Genomic DNA, 14283 nt, shown 5'->3' on the forward strand with positions numbered 1-14283 from the left:
AGTCGTACCCGTATATTTCAAAGGCACAGATGAACAACGAGTTCCCCCACCCCGACTTCGGTTTTACCGTCACGAGCCGTCTTGCCGAGACCGCATCCCCGTCTGCCGAGCGTGTTGAGGCTAATGGCGGGCAGTTTTTGGGGCGCACAGGTGTGATCCGCACCCCACACGGCGATATTGAGACTCCCGCCTTTACGCCCGTGGGTACGAAGGCGACCGTCAAGGCGGTGCTTCCCGAAGCGATGAAGGAGCTCGGGGCGCAGGCGCTTTTGGCGAACGCCTACCACCTGTATCTGCAGCCCGGACCTGAGATTCTGGATGCCGCCGGCGGGCTGGGGCGGTTTATGAACTGGGACGGGCCAACCTTCACCGACTCCGGCGGGTTCCAGGTGATGAGCCTGGGGTCGGGGTTCAAAAAGGTGATTGACATGGGAACCGTTGCCGACGCAAAGGGTGCCGACGGGCGCCCGATTGGCGACGACGATGTGGCTCACGGCAAAGAGCGCCTGGCGCATATTGATGATGACGGCGTGAATTTTAAATCCCATATCAACGGGTCTATTCACCGTTTCACCCCCGAAGTTTCAATGCAGGTGCAGCATCAGATCGGGGCAGATATCATGTTTGCCTTCGACGAGCTGACTACTCTGTACAATTCCCGCGGATACCAGGAAGAGGCGCTGGAACGCACCCGTCTGTGGGCGCTGCGCTGCATTGCCGAGCATGAACGGCTCACGGATGAGCGCACGGGCAAACCCTACCAAGCACTTTTTGGGGTGATTCAGGGCGCGCAGTATGAGGATTTACGCCGCAAAGCCTGCCGCGATCTAGGTGATATGCCGTTCGATGGGTTCGGTATCGGGGGTGCCCTCGAAAAGGAGAAACTGGGCACCATTGTGCGCTGGTGCGCCGAAGAGCTCCCGGAGACTAAACCCCGCCATCTGCTGGGTATTTCGGAACCGGACGATATTTTTGTGGGGCTGGAAAATGGTGTGGATACCTTCGACTGTGTCTCGCCCACCCGCGTGGCGCGTAACGCGGCGCTCTACTCCCCCACCGGGCGTTTTAACGTGACGAATGCCCGGTTCAAGGCAGATTTCTCGCCCATCTATGAGGGGTGCGACTGCTATACGTGCGCACACTATACGCGCGCCTATCTGCGGCACCTGTTCAAGGCGGATGAGCGGCTGGCGGCAACCCTCGCTTCCATTCACAATGAGCGGTTTATTGTGCGCATGGTCGATGATGCGCGCGCCGCGATTGCAGACGGCACCTACTTTGAGTACCGTGACGAATTCCTCGGTAACTATTACTCTGGTAAGAAGCCCTAATTCAACAACCGTCACGGAGTGTACGATGAGCATCACTAAGGTTCCCGACGAAGAACTTCTCATCTTCGACCATGAGATTGCCGCCCCCGTCGAGCAGGTTTTCGGGGCGTTTCTGAACCCGAATCTGCTGCATCGCTGGTATGGTCCGACGGGGTGGCGCACCCGTGCCGAAGATATTGTGCTGGAACCTTATGTCGGCGGCATGCAGCGGCTATCGATGATTAACGAGCTTGATGCCTCGGTATCATGCGTCCTGCAGAGTCGGTTTCTCGCTATTGATCCGCTCAAGGAGCTCGAATATGCCGAACAGCTTCCGGACCATTTAGGGAACCCCGGAGGCGTGGTTGTCTATCAGCGGTTCCGCTTTTTTCCCGAGACGGTTATTACTCCCGATGGCGTGGGCGAAGGTACGCGCATCACCGTGGAGATCGGCCCCATGCCGGTCTCGGTACACGAGGAGGTACGCGCCAGCTGGCGGTCTACCTTCGCGCGGCTGGATGCTCTACTCAAAGAGGATGCGGCATAGGCTCAGGCAGCCTTGAGACTTTTGCCGCAGGGAAAGCACCGTAGCTAGCCATCAAATGACCTCGCACAATACGGGTGGGGAGCGGACAGTTCTGTTATAAGAAGCTGTCCGCTCCCCACCCGTATTTTATGAATATTGGCGAAGTATTAATCTTCGGACTGATATTCCGGGTTCTTTGGGTCAAGTTCTTTATAGGCACGCATGGCAGCTTCTGGGTCGTCCAGACGCGCCGTGATCTTGATATTATGCCCTTCCACAACGCATTCGGGTGCACCGCGATCAGGGGTATAGTCCAAGAACGGACGCCAGTAGCAGGTGGCATCCTGAATGCGCATAACCCAGTGCTGGGTCTGGTTATCGGGGGTGGGGGTACTGTTGATGTACTGGGTCATGATCGACATGGCGTAATCGCAATCTACCACGCCATCAACCACACGTAACTGTGCGTTGCTACCCCGCAGGTGACCCTGCTGGCTAATGGATCCGCAAGTCTCCCCTGCACGGCGCACGTTCGTGGGATTACCCGCGTTTGGGTCAGCCGATGCGGTGGTGACCGTACCCGTCTTGACCGCTCCCGGGGAGGTCCACACCTGGGCGGAATTCGAGGGGTTTGGGATGCTGCTTGAGCTTGCGGAAGGCTGCAGGGTGGAGTCATCATTGACCACCGGAGTGCGCTCAGGCATAACAGGTTTCGCGCTTGTACTCGGGGTTACCGATGCGCTGCGGCTCGCAGAGCTGCTTTGATGCGGGGAGGAGGCGCTGGCAGTGTTCTGCGCGTTCGTATCGCCGCCGCCCGAGCAGGCGGTCAGCGCCAGCAGGCAGGCGGCACCAAGAGTCACGAAAGAACGAGTTTTCATAGAGATCTCCTCAACAGTGGGGACATAGTTTCATTGTACAACCGTGCAGGAATTCTCAAGATTTTCATGAAGGTTGCGCGGCTTCCCTGCGGCGACCCTGCTATGTCTCGCTTGCCGTTCCATCCTTCGGCTTCATGCCTTCTGCATCAGTATCATGATTTATTTCACGTAAAAAGGCTCTTGATGCGAATAAAGCGTTGAAAATCCCGCTCCACTCGTATCAAGAGCCCTTTGATGGCTTACCTCCAAGTAATTATCCAGAGAGGCTCGGGGAGTCATTCCTCTGACTATGACAATAGCTGATCGAGGATACCCGGAAGGTCATAATCTGTATGAGCGTTATTAAAGGTCGTCTCTTTCTTGTCGATTTTCATGGGCTGGGTGTTAAACCCTTCTCGTGTATACCAGTCGTGACCGGCTGTAGCCGTGTTGAGAGCGTCCCACCATTCCGGTGTAGTAGCGCCTAGAGTATCTTTTTCGTTTACCCACCAGAACATGGGCTGCATTTTAATGTTCGGCGGTGCCTGAGTCTCCATACGTCCATTCTTGCCGCCGCCACCGCCAACCATGATGGAACCACCGCCGGAACGCCAGGTTCCCTGCTGATCGGCATCAAGCTCATAGGTGATAAATTCGGCGCCGCCGGAGTATCCCATAAGCCACACTTGCGACTCATCTATATCTGAACCTGCGATAAACTCCTGGGCAAAACTGCGGAAGTAGTCGCCGTTCCCATCAGCGTTTTCCCACCAAGTGGCGTAATCATTTGCTTTATTTGGGTCGAATTCATCGGGCGTATCCACAGAGACAAAAACCTTGTTGTGTTTCTGAGCTGCATTCGCCATACCTTGCATGGTGTCACCTTCAGGGTTGTAGAAGAAAGAGGTATCTACGCCGTCCCGGTTATAGTCACCGTCGAAGTAAAACACCACGCCCACGGGCTGCGACCAGTCGATATTATCGGCGTAAACGTGGTACTGCGAACTCACATTTTGGGGTGAGGTATAGGTCAGGTTAGTTCCTGATTGCACCTCTGCCTGAACTGGAGGTGCCGTGGTCGAGCCGCTGAGAGCAGGAACTGCGAGTGCGGTCAAGGCTGCAACGCGAATCTTTGTCGTAGACATAAGTACTCCTCAATTTTTATAACGATAGTTTTTCATAGTGTGTGATGAATATAATGCTTTCCGTCTTTTGATACAGAGTGCATACGAGGAACACTATCATTAAAGTTTTTATAGTGATATGAAATATAATTATCCTTATTTTCTTTCACGAGCCGTACACATGGTTCTCTAAGTGCTTTCTGGATATTCTAGCGTTCGCATTAAGCCATATACTATTCTCAAAATTTGCATACCCTGCTATCCTTTTAAAATTTGAGAAAACTATAAAATATTATTCATATACACTATAAAGGTTCTTAGTGTGAAAAATGCGGAATATCTAGTGTTGTGTTCACACTAAGAACCTTTTTCTGCGGTCTCAAAATAGAAAAAAGCTACCGCATGAAACAGCATTTTTCTCAGATAAATAACCAACTATTTATCAAAGGGCTTTCCAACAGTATTAGTAGCGATACCTTCAAAGAACCCTTCCATCTGCCAGGCACCATCAAGATACCTCGCCTTAAGGGTTCCAGCGGAGTAAACAATTTTTCCCCAACCATCGGTATTCTCAGGAATTTCATGCACTTCTCCGTTACGCACGTAGAAGTCTCCATGAAACATTTGTAATTGATAAGGCCAGGAATATTCTTCACCCTTTTTCTCGGGGTGATCGGATTCTAGCCTATATACGAAGTTACCTGACTCTTCCCAATACTTACCCTCACGCGTTTCTTCCAAAAGAGCAATACTTTTAAAAAGCTTCTGATCGCCCTCAGTCATTCCAGACTGCTTAATATACGTATCGTCACCCGTTTTCATGGCATAACTTATTCCAGCCGACGCATATGCCCAGCTATAGTACAGCCCGAGTTCAGAGTTCTCACTCATTTCTTGAGGCCTTTTAAGATGTGCCCCGTGCGGTTACGCGCCAGCGCATACAGCAGCAGATTCACCACCGCCGCACCGGTTGCCGTCGCGCCGCCGATCATGACAATAGTGCGCGCATCCCCCAGTATTCCCGGCGTACCGAGTAGGTCACCCACAAGCACCATCGAACTGAACAACGAGCCGATAAGAGCCCAGCACTGCCCCTGACGATGCTCGGGCACCTGCATATACACCATGTCACGAATACCCATATTGTGGATCGAGTTGAAGAACCCGCCTACCAGGAACCCAGCTCCCACAATCCAAGGATTCGCCACCAGCCCTTCCAGCAGAATCGCGACACCGATAAAGAATCCACCCCACAAAATCGCGTTCACCAGCTGCGGTTTGTACCATCCGCGCCCATAGAAAATACTGGCGATGAGCGCGCCGACAGCCCACATCGCCAATACGAGCGAATATTCGAATGCGGTGTTCGTGATGGATTGCAGGTAGAACACCCCGGCGATGCCTTCCATCGTGGTGGAAGCAACTACGACCGCCATCACGGGTAAGAAAATCACGAGGGCGCGAGCGCTGGAAATAGCCGAGAATCCTAGGAAAATATCTTTCAAACTATCGCGTTTAATCGCATCGGAGAGTTCGTGATCGCGCCGTACTGGCACGTTAAACCAGGCGATGACTGCCGCGACCAGCAGGAGCACCGAAGAGCCTACTATAGTGGCGGTCATGTTCCAGGTGGCGAAGAAGGCGCCCACAGGCGGGGCTACGATCGAGCAGAATGAGCCGATTCCCACAATAGAGGCGGATGCGCTCGACGGGGTCATACCCGGCGCCTTCGGCAGTAGTTTGAATTCGGCGGCGTTGGTGAGATTTCCGGCGGCTCCGTTGAGCACGCTCATGACAATGATGGTGACCGGATGCGGGAAAAACGCGATGACCGCTACGCAGAGCGAGGATACGGCCAGGGAGCCAGACCAGCAGGCCCGCCCCGAAAAACGATCGGCGACCCAACCCGTGAAAGGACCGAAGAGTATGCCGGTGAAGAACCCGCCGACGGCCATGACGGTGAGCCACCAGGGCTCGGCAATGCGCGAGATATAAACGATGAGGATCAGCCCGAAGGATGCGTCCGCGAATCCATCGATCAGGGTGATGAGAAGAAGGGGAGTTTTGAAGTATTGAGTTAGTTTTTTCATGCTTTCGTTTCGGTTCAGAGGGATAGTTGCCTATGCCTCTGCGCCGCCGAACACTATCTGCTGCACGATACGCACCTCCTCACGTGGTATTTTGCCTTGCGTTCTCGGGGGTAACCTGCCGGGCATATTTTCTGCATCACGTTGTATGCGATAGGGAGACCGGGCTGTTGGGCTTCGCTCCCCCCAACCGCACATACCGCGAGCAGATGGAGCTCGGTTATTTTTTCGTCAAAATACTATCTGCTCGCGGTCAAAGTGCTACGGCATACACTGTGTCAAAAGCTCCCGCTGTTCGGGGGTGAGGCGCGCGAGGCGGGCGGCAGGTGCATCCCAAAAAGCCAGTACAGTGAAGGCACGCACGCACTCGGCATGATCCACCGGGGAATAGATACTGTAACCTACCCGCACCGAGGCGGCGCTCACCTTTTCGATACGCACATTTACCTCCAGCGGCTCGCCCGTATAGGGAAGCTGCCCCAGATAACGCACCCCGTGTTCGGCGATAAGGGCCTGCACTCCATCGGGCATGGTTTCAAAAAGCGGGATGGGCGGTGCGGGCAAATTCTGCGGTTTCTGCCCTGAAGACGGTGGCGGCCCGAAGACGGCAATGCGTGCCTCTTCGAGAAGGCTCAGTATTGCAACGTTATTGACGTGTCCGTAGGCATCCATATCGCCCCAGCGCGGCGGTACCTGCACGGTCAGACCAGATTCGCCAGTTATCGAAGTTGCTGGGTTTGCAGTGGATTGATGTGCGTTCATGCTCTTAACTCTACCTTGTGCATTTTTATGCATAAATACGTATATGGGTAAAGTTTTATGGCCATATCTTCGCCAACAGACAGTCATCCTGGGTTCATGCAGCATGCGGCAAGAAAATCTCGCTAGAACGCTATCTAATACCACCAAGACATCTTAAATAGCCTTAAAAATGATGTTCCCCGGAAGCATCACCGCCTCCGGGGAACACCCAACACACAGACATTTGAACGCATACAAGATCATACGGTTCACCAATAACTATAGACCCTCTTGTAAGCCTATGATGCATTATTGCGGGTTTGTTACAGAAAAACTTTTTGTGAATTTCGCGGTCTTTTGAGAATACCCACAAAACCTTCAAGTACTACATGATAGATAAAATCATTATTACTTGAGGTTTCCTCTGCAAATTATTATGGTGATGGCTGCGGCAGAGCACTCATCACCTCGCACTTCAGCGACGAAACCCAGCATGCACCGCATCAGCAAGGCGCTCTAGCGACCGAATTCGGAGGCTGTCTTCAACGCCTCCTCTTCCTCCTCTAAGGCTGTGGCGTGCTCAGCGGAAGCCTGCTGTGCCTCGACAAACGCATCCTCATCAACCGTGAGTGTGTGTTTCACACGCGCAAAGTACACAATCGTCAGAACCAGGAAGTACCCCACGCCCACAATCGCGGGAATGAGCGAACCGCGCACCATAAACAGGGCAACCCACACGGCGAAAAGCACCATGATGCCCACGCCCGCCGTAACGCGCCCGCCCCACAGGCGGAATGCCGAGCTTTTGCCCTCAACCCGCCGGTACACAATGTACGCGAGCAGAATCAGCACCCACACGGTGAGCGCACACACCATAATCAGGAAGATCATGGAGAGGAATGCTTCTTGCGGGCTGAACAGCGCCAGCAGAATAGCGATAACAACACCGCTGGTGGAAACCCATACGGCACGCGAAGGCACCCCGGAGGCGTTCACCGCTGCCAGCGCGCGGGGCGCCATACGGTCGGTCGCCAGCGAGTGCATCAGGCGGGCACCGGCATACAGGTTAGCGTTGGCCGAGGACAGTGCCGCAATGAGCACCACAAAGTTCACGAAATGCGCCGCGCCCGTAATGCCCAACTGATCGAAAACCAGAACGAACGGGGAGGTTTCGACCTCCTCGCCCAGCTCACCCGCCGAACGCCACGGAATAATCGACACCACAATAAACAGCGCCAGCACATAGAACGTTGCCAAACGAATCATCATAGCCTTCGCACTGGAACGCACCGATCGGGCAGGATCCTTGGCTTCTGCGGCGGAGATAGAAATCATCTCAATACCGCCGAATGAGAACATCACGACCGCCAGTGAAAGCCAGACCGAGCCGAACCCGTGAGGCATGAACCCGCCATCATTGACAAGATTAGCGGTGCCGACCGCCGCATGTGAGGGCAGTCCGAAGAATACCAGGCACAGACCCACCAGAATAAAGGCGATCACCGAAATAACTTTGATGGACGAGAGGAAAAATTCGAGCGCCCCAAAGGATTTCACGCTCGTGATATTCAGGATAATAATTGCGACACCGAATACTGCGATGCCCGCCCACAGAGGCAGCTGCGGCCACCAGTAATTCAGGTAGGTAGCCACAGAGACCAGTTCCACGCCGGTGATGACCACGGTTGCGGTCCAATAGGCTAATCGTGTGAGAAACCCGGCATAGGGACCAAGGTACCTGGTGGCGATAGCGCCGAAACCGCCTCGCACCGGATAACGCACCGCCATCTCGCCAGTGGCCGCGCCTATGACGGAGGCGAGCGCCGAACCGATAGCATACGCAAGAATAACGGCTGGTCCGGCCATAGCGATTGCCCGCCCGGACCCCAGGAATAGGCCGGTGCCAAGCGCCGAGCCCATAACGATCATGGTCATCTGTCCGTGCGAGAGGGAACGCTTGAGTTCGGCGCGGGCAGATTTATTGCGTGGTGCTCCGCCAGCTGGATGCGCAGCGCCGCTTCTATGCCTCTTAGCAGGTTGAGGGGTGTGGCCGTCGGTCATGTTTAAGCCTTCTTCGGGTTCTGAGTGCCTGGACTGTGATGTTGTGAAAATGTCAAAGAATGAGTGTGTTTCTAGGGTAGTACATCGCCCGTATTAACCGCGAGCAGATAGTATTTTGACGAGAAGATAGCGCTATCTTCTCGTCAAAATACTATCTGCTCGTGGTATAGCAACAGGCTATGCGTCTTCCTTCTGTTGTTCGGCAAGCGCGTCAAGATCGGCACGCGGGAAACCGCCGCGTTTTTTCGCCAACACCACGTAGAAAACGGAGATAATGGCGAAGAACACCACGCCCACCTGCACGGATACTACGGCGCTCGAATCGGGAAGCATGAAAAGAGCGACCAGTGTGGCAAGCACCCCGGCAAGCCCCACGCCGGCCGTAATGCGCCCACCCCAGACGGTGAATCCTGAGGAGTTCCCCTGGTGCTTCTTGTATGCCTGATAGGTCAGCAGAATCATAATCCACACCACCAGGACGCATAGAGTGACCAGGGCCATCAGCAGCTCGAAAATATTACTGATTTCTGCCACCGCCATGACAGATGCGATCACCACACCCAGGAAAGAGAGCATAAGCGCGGTGACGGGCACGCCGTTATGGTTCGTGGTGCCCGCAAACGTGGGTGCCATTTTATCGCCCGCAAGCGCGTGGAGCAGGCGGGTTGCCGCATACAGCGAGGCGTTCGCGCCCGAAAGCGCGGCGATCAGAATCACGAAGTTGGTAATATCTGCCGCATAAGGAATGCCCAGTTCAGAGAACACCATCACGAAGGGCGATTGGCTGAGGTCTTTGCCGGTCTGCGCCGCCTGCTGCCAGGGCATCAGGCACAGAATAATCAACATTGAGAGCACGTAGAAACTGGAGAGCCGCCAGATCATGGCCTTGACACTGGTACGCACCGAACGCGCCGGGTTCTGCGCCTCTGCGGCGGAGATGGAAAGCATCTCAATACCGCCGAAAGAGAACATCACAATTGCCATCGAAACCCAGACGGCGCCGAGTCCGTTAGGAAGCAGCCCACCGTCGTTCACGAGGTTTGCGGTACCCACCGCAGTGTGTCCGGGCAGGCCAACGAACACAAGAAGCAGCCCCAGCACGATAAAGACGATAACCGCAATTACTTTAATGGAGGAGAGGAAAAATTCGAGGGCGCCGAAGGATTTAACGCTCACCAGGTTCAGGATGAGAATCAGGATGCCGGAGGCTGCCACCGTCACCCACAGCGGAATTGCGGGGAACCAATACGAGAAATATTTGCCAACCGCCACGAGTTCGGCGCCGGTCAGCGGCACGGTAGTTGCCCAATACGCCCAACGGCCAATATACCCGGCGTAGGGGCTGAGGTATCTGGTTGCGATAGTGCCGAACCCGCCGGGAACGGGGTGGCGAACCGCCATTTCGCCCGCGCATGCCGCGATAATAGCGGCGATCATGGAGCCAACAGCGTAGGCGATGATAGCACCGGGTCCCGCAATTTTGATGGCGGAACCAGAGCCCAGAAAGAGGCCGGTCCCCAGGGCGAGACCCATCGCAATCATAGTCATTTGACCGTGCGAGAGGGAACGTTTCAGTTCGCCGTTTTCTGCCGGTGCCGTCTTAGGTGCTGAGGCGTCCTGTGCTTTACTCATCAGGTGGTGCTTTCCATTTTTTCGTTCATCGGTTGGGCGCCTGCCCTCGTATGTCGCGTCGAAACCGAGCGCGGCTCGGTACCCGGTCTGCAGCAAATGTGGCAAAGGCGTATCGAATAACTATCCCGCGTCGAGCATCATCTATGCAACTTTTTGCATGGGTTTGTGCGTGGCGAAACAGGTTTTCCCCTATGAATCTCAGAGTTTGGTTATTTTTGGGTGTTCCACGATGTAATGCAAATTTGTGCATAAGATGCGCCACCCACCGCACAAGGATACAGCGCCACAAATATTAATGGCGAGAAGCGGACAACCCACCCGCTTCTCGCCACATCATCAATTTTTCACGGCGGTGTGCGGTATTAACCTAGCCGTCGTACTCGATTTCATGGCGTTTGAACCAACCAATCACCGGGTAACTGATAGGCATGAGCACAATCTCGACCAGGCACTTATACACATACCCGACCAAGGTGTAGCTGATGAATTGATCCAAGCTGGTAATCCCCAGAATAGGCGAAGCAATCGCACAGAAAATAATGGTGTCCGCCAACTCGCCCACGAGGGTTGAAGCGATCATACGCGCCCACATAAACCGCCCGGAGGTGGCCTTCTTCATGGCGACCATAACCCAAGCGTTCAGAAGCTGACCCGTCAAATACCCCAGCAGCGACCCGGCAAAAATCTGCCATACGGGACCGAGAATAATGGCGAACGCCTCTTGATTCTCATAGTAGCTGGCAGGCGGCAGGGCAACAGTCAGCAGGAAGCATCCGGCAGCAAACGCCGCCGCCACAAACGAGGCGATAATAGCCCGGCGAGCGCGCTTAAACCCGTACACCTCAGAGAGCACATCGCCGAGTACATAGGCCAGCGGGTACAGGAAGAAACCACCATCACTGGGAATAAAGTTGCCATTCGTGAACGGCGGAAGCTCGAATGGGAGCGGCCCGAATTCGATACCCTTCGTAGCCGCAATATTCGAAATAATCAGAATCACGCAGGATGCGCCCAGCAGCAGGTCAAAATAGCTGCGGCGTTTCGCCCACGGCGGGGTAGTAATATCCTGCGGTGCCTTAGCGGGCGTAGACATAGTTCTCCCTGAAAGGTTTGATGTGAATGTTGTTTTGAGATTATGCTCGTCTGCCACCCGAGCACTCACTATTTTACCCAGTAACTCCGTTTGAGTGAGAACCTAAAAAGGCTCTTGAGGTGATAAAACGTAGTTTCGCCGCTTTATTCGTATCACGAGCCTTTTTACGGTGCAGGCTGCCGCCTCTTAAACTAGAAATATGGGTCACCAAGAACCTGCTCGCTCATCCGTGCGCCGCACAACCGCGCACATCCCGCGTTTGCCCCGAAGCATTTCGGCGGCGATGCGCGGTGCCCGCCGCGCCGGTTCGGTTCTGGAACCCCTGCTCGTTTCCTCCAGCGAACTCATCGGGTACCTCCCCTATCGTGCCTACGGACGAACCCTGCACTATCGGGTCGATAACGTGCACCATCTTGAGGCTGCCCAGGCCGAACCGCCCGGAATTCTTTTCTTCTTCGACGGCGATTACCTGCTTCGTTCCAATAGCAGGCTGCTCAGCCGCACCTCCAGTTTGCGCCGCGACCTCGCCGATATTGCCCGCGAACACCGTATGCTGTGCGTGCCCGTGTTAGCACCAGGAACCCTTGAAGCACCCGTTTTCAATGACCCCACAACCACCTGGTGGGTGCGTGCCCGCAGGAACGGTCGTGTTTTTCGTGCCCTTGCCGCCGACCTCGCCGAACGATACGGATACGATCGCACGCGCATCTGGCTTGCCGGGTATTCGGGCGGAGCGGAATTTATTACCTACGAACTGCTGTCGCATTCCAACGACTGGCTGCTGGGCGGGGGCGCATCCATGATCGGCGGAGGCGGTTCCGACGGTATTCCGCAGCGTTTCCGTGGGCCCAGCCGCTCCCTAAACGGGATGCTGCTCAGCTGGCATGTGGGAGACCGCGACGGCAAAGCACCGGCTTCTGCGGGCCAGTTCTGGTCAGCGCAGCGTGCAGCTCATGAGGGTGAAGAATTTTACCGGGGACGGCAGGCACGCACTATGCTGCGTATTCTGCCAAAGCAGGGACATCGTGGGTATCCGCTGACCTCTTTGATTCGGGACGATTTGCGTGCCGCCACACGGCTGGGCTACCTCTAAGCCGGGGCTTCTAAATCTTCCGAGCACAGTATTTTCATTCCTAGTCAGGGCGTGATGCGCTCGTTGAGAAATATCTCAAGTTTTTCGGTAATTTTTTGTGCCGCAGTCGCAATTTATTGACGTTCTGCGGTAAAGTGTCACTATGCCTCGTATTTCTGCCGCAACGAACGCCGCTCAGCGCGAAAACACCAAACGTGCCATCCTCGAATCTTTCGGTCAGCTCCTCTACTCCCGAGGACTCCCCGGACTCACCATGACCGACGTCGCCAAAAACGCCGGTATTGGTCGCACAGCAGTCTACAATTACTTCGCTGACATGGGCGAACTCCTGGTTGCCTACGCCCTTGACGAAACCGAACGGTTCCTGCACGAACTTGATGAAGGGATCACCGGAGTCACCAACCCCATCGATCAGCTCGCCGTATACATTCGCCTGCAGATCGAAGACCTCGCCCGCAGGCACCTTCCCCCCGGACCCGCCATGCGCTCCATGCTCTCACCCGAATCATACGCGCGCCTCGGCAAACACGTGAGCGAACTGCAAATGGTTTTGGCAAACATCCTCTCCGACGCCATCACCGAAAAATACATTCCCGAAAACGACATTCGCGAACTCGCGATGCTCGTACACGGTTCACTCTCCTCAAGCGCCGGACGCGCCGAAGACGCCCCCGACGCACAAACCCGCGAACGCCAGATTCAAAGCACCATCAGGTTCATCCAGATGGGGCTGGGCGCCCGGTTTGATGCGGACGGAAACCCCCTCAAAATCGAAGAAACTAAAGCAAACAAAAGCGAGAAAACGACCGACCTGACCGTCGCATCCTAAAGACGCCCCGCGTTCGGCAGAAAACGAACCAGTATTAAACGCGAAAGCCCCCGACCGCTACGTCAGGGGCTTTCTTCATCTCCACAAGCTGGCTACGAGGAGCGAGTGCGCATCCGGCTAAAAACCCGGAACCTGATCCAAATCAAGCACCCGCGCATACATCACCGCACGCCGATGCAAAGCATTGCGCAACGCCCGATGCACCCCATCCTCCAGGTACAAATCATCACGCCACTTCACCACATGCGGAAACAAATCCCCATAAAACGTGGAATCCTCCGCAAGCAGCGTCTCAAGGTCAAGCGTCTTCTGCGTCGTAATCAGCGCATCAAGACGCACCTGCTGCGGAGGCACATTACCCCAATCAGCATGCGACAAATGATGCTCAGGATACGGGCGCGAAGAACCAACCTTCTTGAAAATCATATCTACATTCTAAAATGCCGCTCCCCCAGTCCGAAAAGCCACGCCCACAACACACGGCACAACGCCACGATAAAACCCGGTCAGCGCGTCCAAACACAAAAATCCCCGACCTCGAAAACTCGAAGCCGGGGAAAGAGCGGAGGATGGGGGATTTGAACCCCCGAGGGCGTGAACCCAACACGCGTTCCAGGCGTGCGCCATAGGCCGCTAGGCGAATCCTCCAACAAAACACCCAAAAGGGCGAACGGATAAAACTATACAGGGAACCCAACACTAAGGCAATTCTGCCCCAACGAAAGTGCCCAATGCCACTAGGCACCCCAAGACCCCGGAACCAAGTTCACAACCACCACAAAATCAGGTAGACTGGTACGTGCCTCTTACGTGGCGTTATCTTGGAAAACTCCCCCAGGACCGGAAGGTAGCAAGGGTATTCGAGCTATGACGGGTGCGTAAGAGGTTTTTTATACCCAAAAACATTCGCAGCAGAAACACACCGTCATA

13 protein-coding genes, 1 tRNA gene and 1 other RNA gene are annotated in these 14283 nt (G+C 54.9%); 5 read left to right on the top strand and 10 right to left on the bottom strand.

Annotated elements, in window-relative coordinates:
- Nucleotides 1-29 precede the first annotated feature (29 nt).
- Together tgt and HMPREF2981_RS04855 are read left to right on the top strand one after the other, a co-directional pair.
- Nucleotides 30-1331 (top strand): tRNA guanosine(34) transglycosylase Tgt, encoded by a 1302-nt coding sequence (gene tgt / locus HMPREF2981_RS04850; RefSeq protein ID WP_070661231.1) that lies wholly within the window; start codon nucleotides 30-32, stop codon nucleotides 1329-1331.
- Between the two features lie 25 nt (nucleotides 1332-1356).
- Nucleotides 1357-1857 (top strand): SRPBCC family protein, encoded by a 501-nt coding sequence (locus HMPREF2981_RS04855; protein ID WP_070520766.1) that lies wholly within the window; start codon nucleotides 1357-1359, stop codon nucleotides 1855-1857.
- Between the two features lie 146 nt (nucleotides 1858-2003).
- On the opposite strand, the gene HMPREF2981_RS04860 is transcribed toward HMPREF2981_RS04855, so the two are convergent.
- The 8 genes from HMPREF2981_RS04860 to HMPREF2981_RS04895 form a co-directional block, all read right to left on the bottom strand.
- On the bottom strand, nucleotides 2004-2714 hold the full coding sequence (locus tag HMPREF2981_RS04860) for a hypothetical protein (protein WP_070661235.1): 711 nt from the start codon (nucleotides 2712-2714) through the stop codon (nucleotides 2004-2006).
- Nucleotides 2715-3001: 287 nt separating this feature from the next.
- Nucleotides 3002-3838 carry a hypothetical protein gene (locus HMPREF2981_RS04865; RefSeq protein ID WP_070661238.1) on the bottom strand — a complete coding sequence of 279 codons (837 nt, stop codon included), beginning with the start codon at nucleotides 3836-3838 and terminating at the stop codon, nucleotides 3002-3004.
- Nucleotides 3839-4252: 414 nt separating this feature from the next.
- Nucleotides 4253-4708, bottom strand: a complete 456-nt coding sequence (locus HMPREF2981_RS04870) for a DUF6318 family protein (RefSeq protein WP_246825313.1) — start codon at nucleotides 4706-4708, stop codon at nucleotides 4253-4255.
- On the bottom strand, nucleotides 4705-5907 hold the full coding sequence (locus HMPREF2981_RS04875; protein ID WP_070661241.1) for an MFS transporter: 1203 nt from the start codon (nucleotides 5905-5907) through the stop codon (nucleotides 4705-4707). The genes HMPREF2981_RS04870 and HMPREF2981_RS04875 overlap by 4 nt, the downstream gene beginning before the upstream one ends.
- A gap of 258 nt (nucleotides 5908-6165) precedes the next feature.
- The gene (locus HMPREF2981_RS04880) at nucleotides 6166-6666 is read right to left on the bottom strand and encodes an acyl-CoA thioesterase (RefSeq protein ID WP_070520751.1); all 501 of its coding nucleotides are present in this window, start codon (nucleotides 6664-6666) and stop codon (nucleotides 6166-6168) included.
- A gap of 495 nt (nucleotides 6667-7161) precedes the next feature.
- Nucleotides 7162-8706: an amino acid permease gene (locus tag HMPREF2981_RS04885; protein WP_070661244.1), complete on the bottom strand. Its 1545-nt coding sequence runs from the start codon at nucleotides 8704-8706 to the stop codon at nucleotides 7162-7164.
- 177 nt (nucleotides 8707-8883) lie between these two features.
- Nucleotides 8884-10338 (bottom strand): amino acid permease, encoded by a 1455-nt coding sequence (locus HMPREF2981_RS04890; RefSeq protein ID WP_070661247.1) that lies wholly within the window; start codon nucleotides 10336-10338, stop codon nucleotides 8884-8886.
- 367 nt (nucleotides 10339-10705) lie between these two features.
- On the bottom strand, nucleotides 10706-11431 hold the full coding sequence (locus HMPREF2981_RS04895) for a queuosine precursor transporter (RefSeq protein ID WP_013398444.1): 726 nt from the start codon (nucleotides 11429-11431) through the stop codon (nucleotides 10706-10708).
- A 199-nt stretch (nucleotides 11432-11630) separates the two neighbouring features.
- On the opposite strand from HMPREF2981_RS04895, the gene HMPREF2981_RS04900 reads away from it, so the two are divergent.
- Nucleotides 11631-12524 carry an alpha/beta hydrolase gene (locus HMPREF2981_RS04900; RefSeq protein WP_070661250.1) on the top strand — a complete coding sequence of 298 codons (894 nt, stop codon included), beginning with the start codon at nucleotides 11631-11633 and terminating at the stop codon, nucleotides 12522-12524.
- A gap of 142 nt (nucleotides 12525-12666) precedes the next feature.
- Nucleotides 12667-13353 carry a TetR/AcrR family transcriptional regulator gene (locus HMPREF2981_RS04905; RefSeq protein ID WP_070661254.1) on the top strand — a complete coding sequence of 229 codons (687 nt, stop codon included), beginning with the start codon at nucleotides 12667-12669 and terminating at the stop codon, nucleotides 13351-13353.
- A 117-nt stretch (nucleotides 13354-13470) separates the two neighbouring features.
- Here the strand turns inward: HMPREF2981_RS04905 and HMPREF2981_RS04910 are convergent, their stop codons facing one another.
- Both HMPREF2981_RS04910 and HMPREF2981_RS04915 read right to left on the bottom strand, forming a co-directional pair.
- The gene (locus HMPREF2981_RS04910) at nucleotides 13471-13779 is read right to left on the bottom strand and encodes a type II toxin-antitoxin system VapB family antitoxin (RefSeq protein WP_004006550.1); all 309 of its coding nucleotides are present in this window, start codon (nucleotides 13777-13779) and stop codon (nucleotides 13471-13473) included.
- A 137-nt stretch (nucleotides 13780-13916) separates the two neighbouring features.
- Nucleotides 13917-14001, bottom strand: a tRNA-Ser gene (locus HMPREF2981_RS04915).
- A gap of 150 nt (nucleotides 14002-14151) precedes the next feature.
- On the opposite strand from HMPREF2981_RS04915, the gene ffs reads away from it, so the two are divergent.
- Nucleotides 14152-14246, top strand: an RNA gene (gene ffs / locus HMPREF2981_RS04920) — signal recognition particle sRNA small type.
- Nucleotides 14247-14283 lie beyond the last annotated feature (37 nt).

The organism is Rothia sp. HMSC069C01, from assembly GCF_001814655.1.
Lineage (GTDB): Bacteria > Actinomycetota > Actinomycetes > Actinomycetales > Micrococcaceae > Rothia > Rothia dentocariosa.

Bases quoted from the DNA above. Each gene is read 5' to 3' on its own strand.
- tgt (WP_070661231.1), top strand. From the start codon at position 30: ATGAACAACGAGTTCCCCCACCCCGACTTCGGTTTTACCGTCACGAGC.
- HMPREF2981_RS04855 (WP_070520766.1), top strand. From the start codon at position 1,357: ATGAGCATCACTAAGGTTCCCGACGAAGAACTTCTCATCTTCGACCAT.
- HMPREF2981_RS04860 (WP_070661235.1), bottom strand. From the start codon at position 2,714: ATGAAAACTCGTTCTTTCGTGACTCTTGGTGCCGCCTGCCTGCTGGCG.
- HMPREF2981_RS04865 (WP_070661238.1), bottom strand. From the start codon at position 3,838: ATGTCTACGACAAAGATTCGCGTTGCAGCCTTGACCGCACTCGCAGTT.
- HMPREF2981_RS04870 (WP_246825313.1), bottom strand. From the start codon at position 4,708: ATGAGTGAGAACTCTGAACTCGGGCTGTACTATAGCTGGGCATATGCG.
- HMPREF2981_RS04875 (WP_070661241.1), bottom strand. From the start codon at position 5,907: ATGAAAAAACTAACTCAATACTTCAAAACTCCCCTTCTTCTCATCACC.
- HMPREF2981_RS04880 (WP_070520751.1), bottom strand. From the start codon at position 6,666: ATGAACGCACATCAATCCACTGCAAACCCAGCAACTTCGATAACTGGC.
- HMPREF2981_RS04885 (WP_070661244.1), bottom strand. From the start codon at position 8,706: ATGACCGACGGCCACACCCCTCAACCTGCTAAGAGGCATAGAAGCGGC.
- HMPREF2981_RS04890 (WP_070661247.1), bottom strand. From the start codon at position 10,338: ATGAGTAAAGCACAGGACGCCTCAGCACCTAAGACGGCACCGGCAGAA.
- HMPREF2981_RS04895 (WP_013398444.1), bottom strand. From the start codon at position 11,431: ATGTCTACGCCCGCTAAGGCACCGCAGGATATTACTACCCCGCCGTGG.
- HMPREF2981_RS04900 (WP_070661250.1), top strand. From the start codon at position 11,631: ATGGGTCACCAAGAACCTGCTCGCTCATCCGTGCGCCGCACAACCGCG.
- HMPREF2981_RS04905 (WP_070661254.1), top strand. From the start codon at position 12,667: ATGCCTCGTATTTCTGCCGCAACGAACGCCGCTCAGCGCGAAAACACC.
- HMPREF2981_RS04910 (WP_004006550.1), bottom strand. From the start codon at position 13,779: ATGATTTTCAAGAAGGTTGGTTCTTCGCGCCCGTATCCTGAGCATCAT.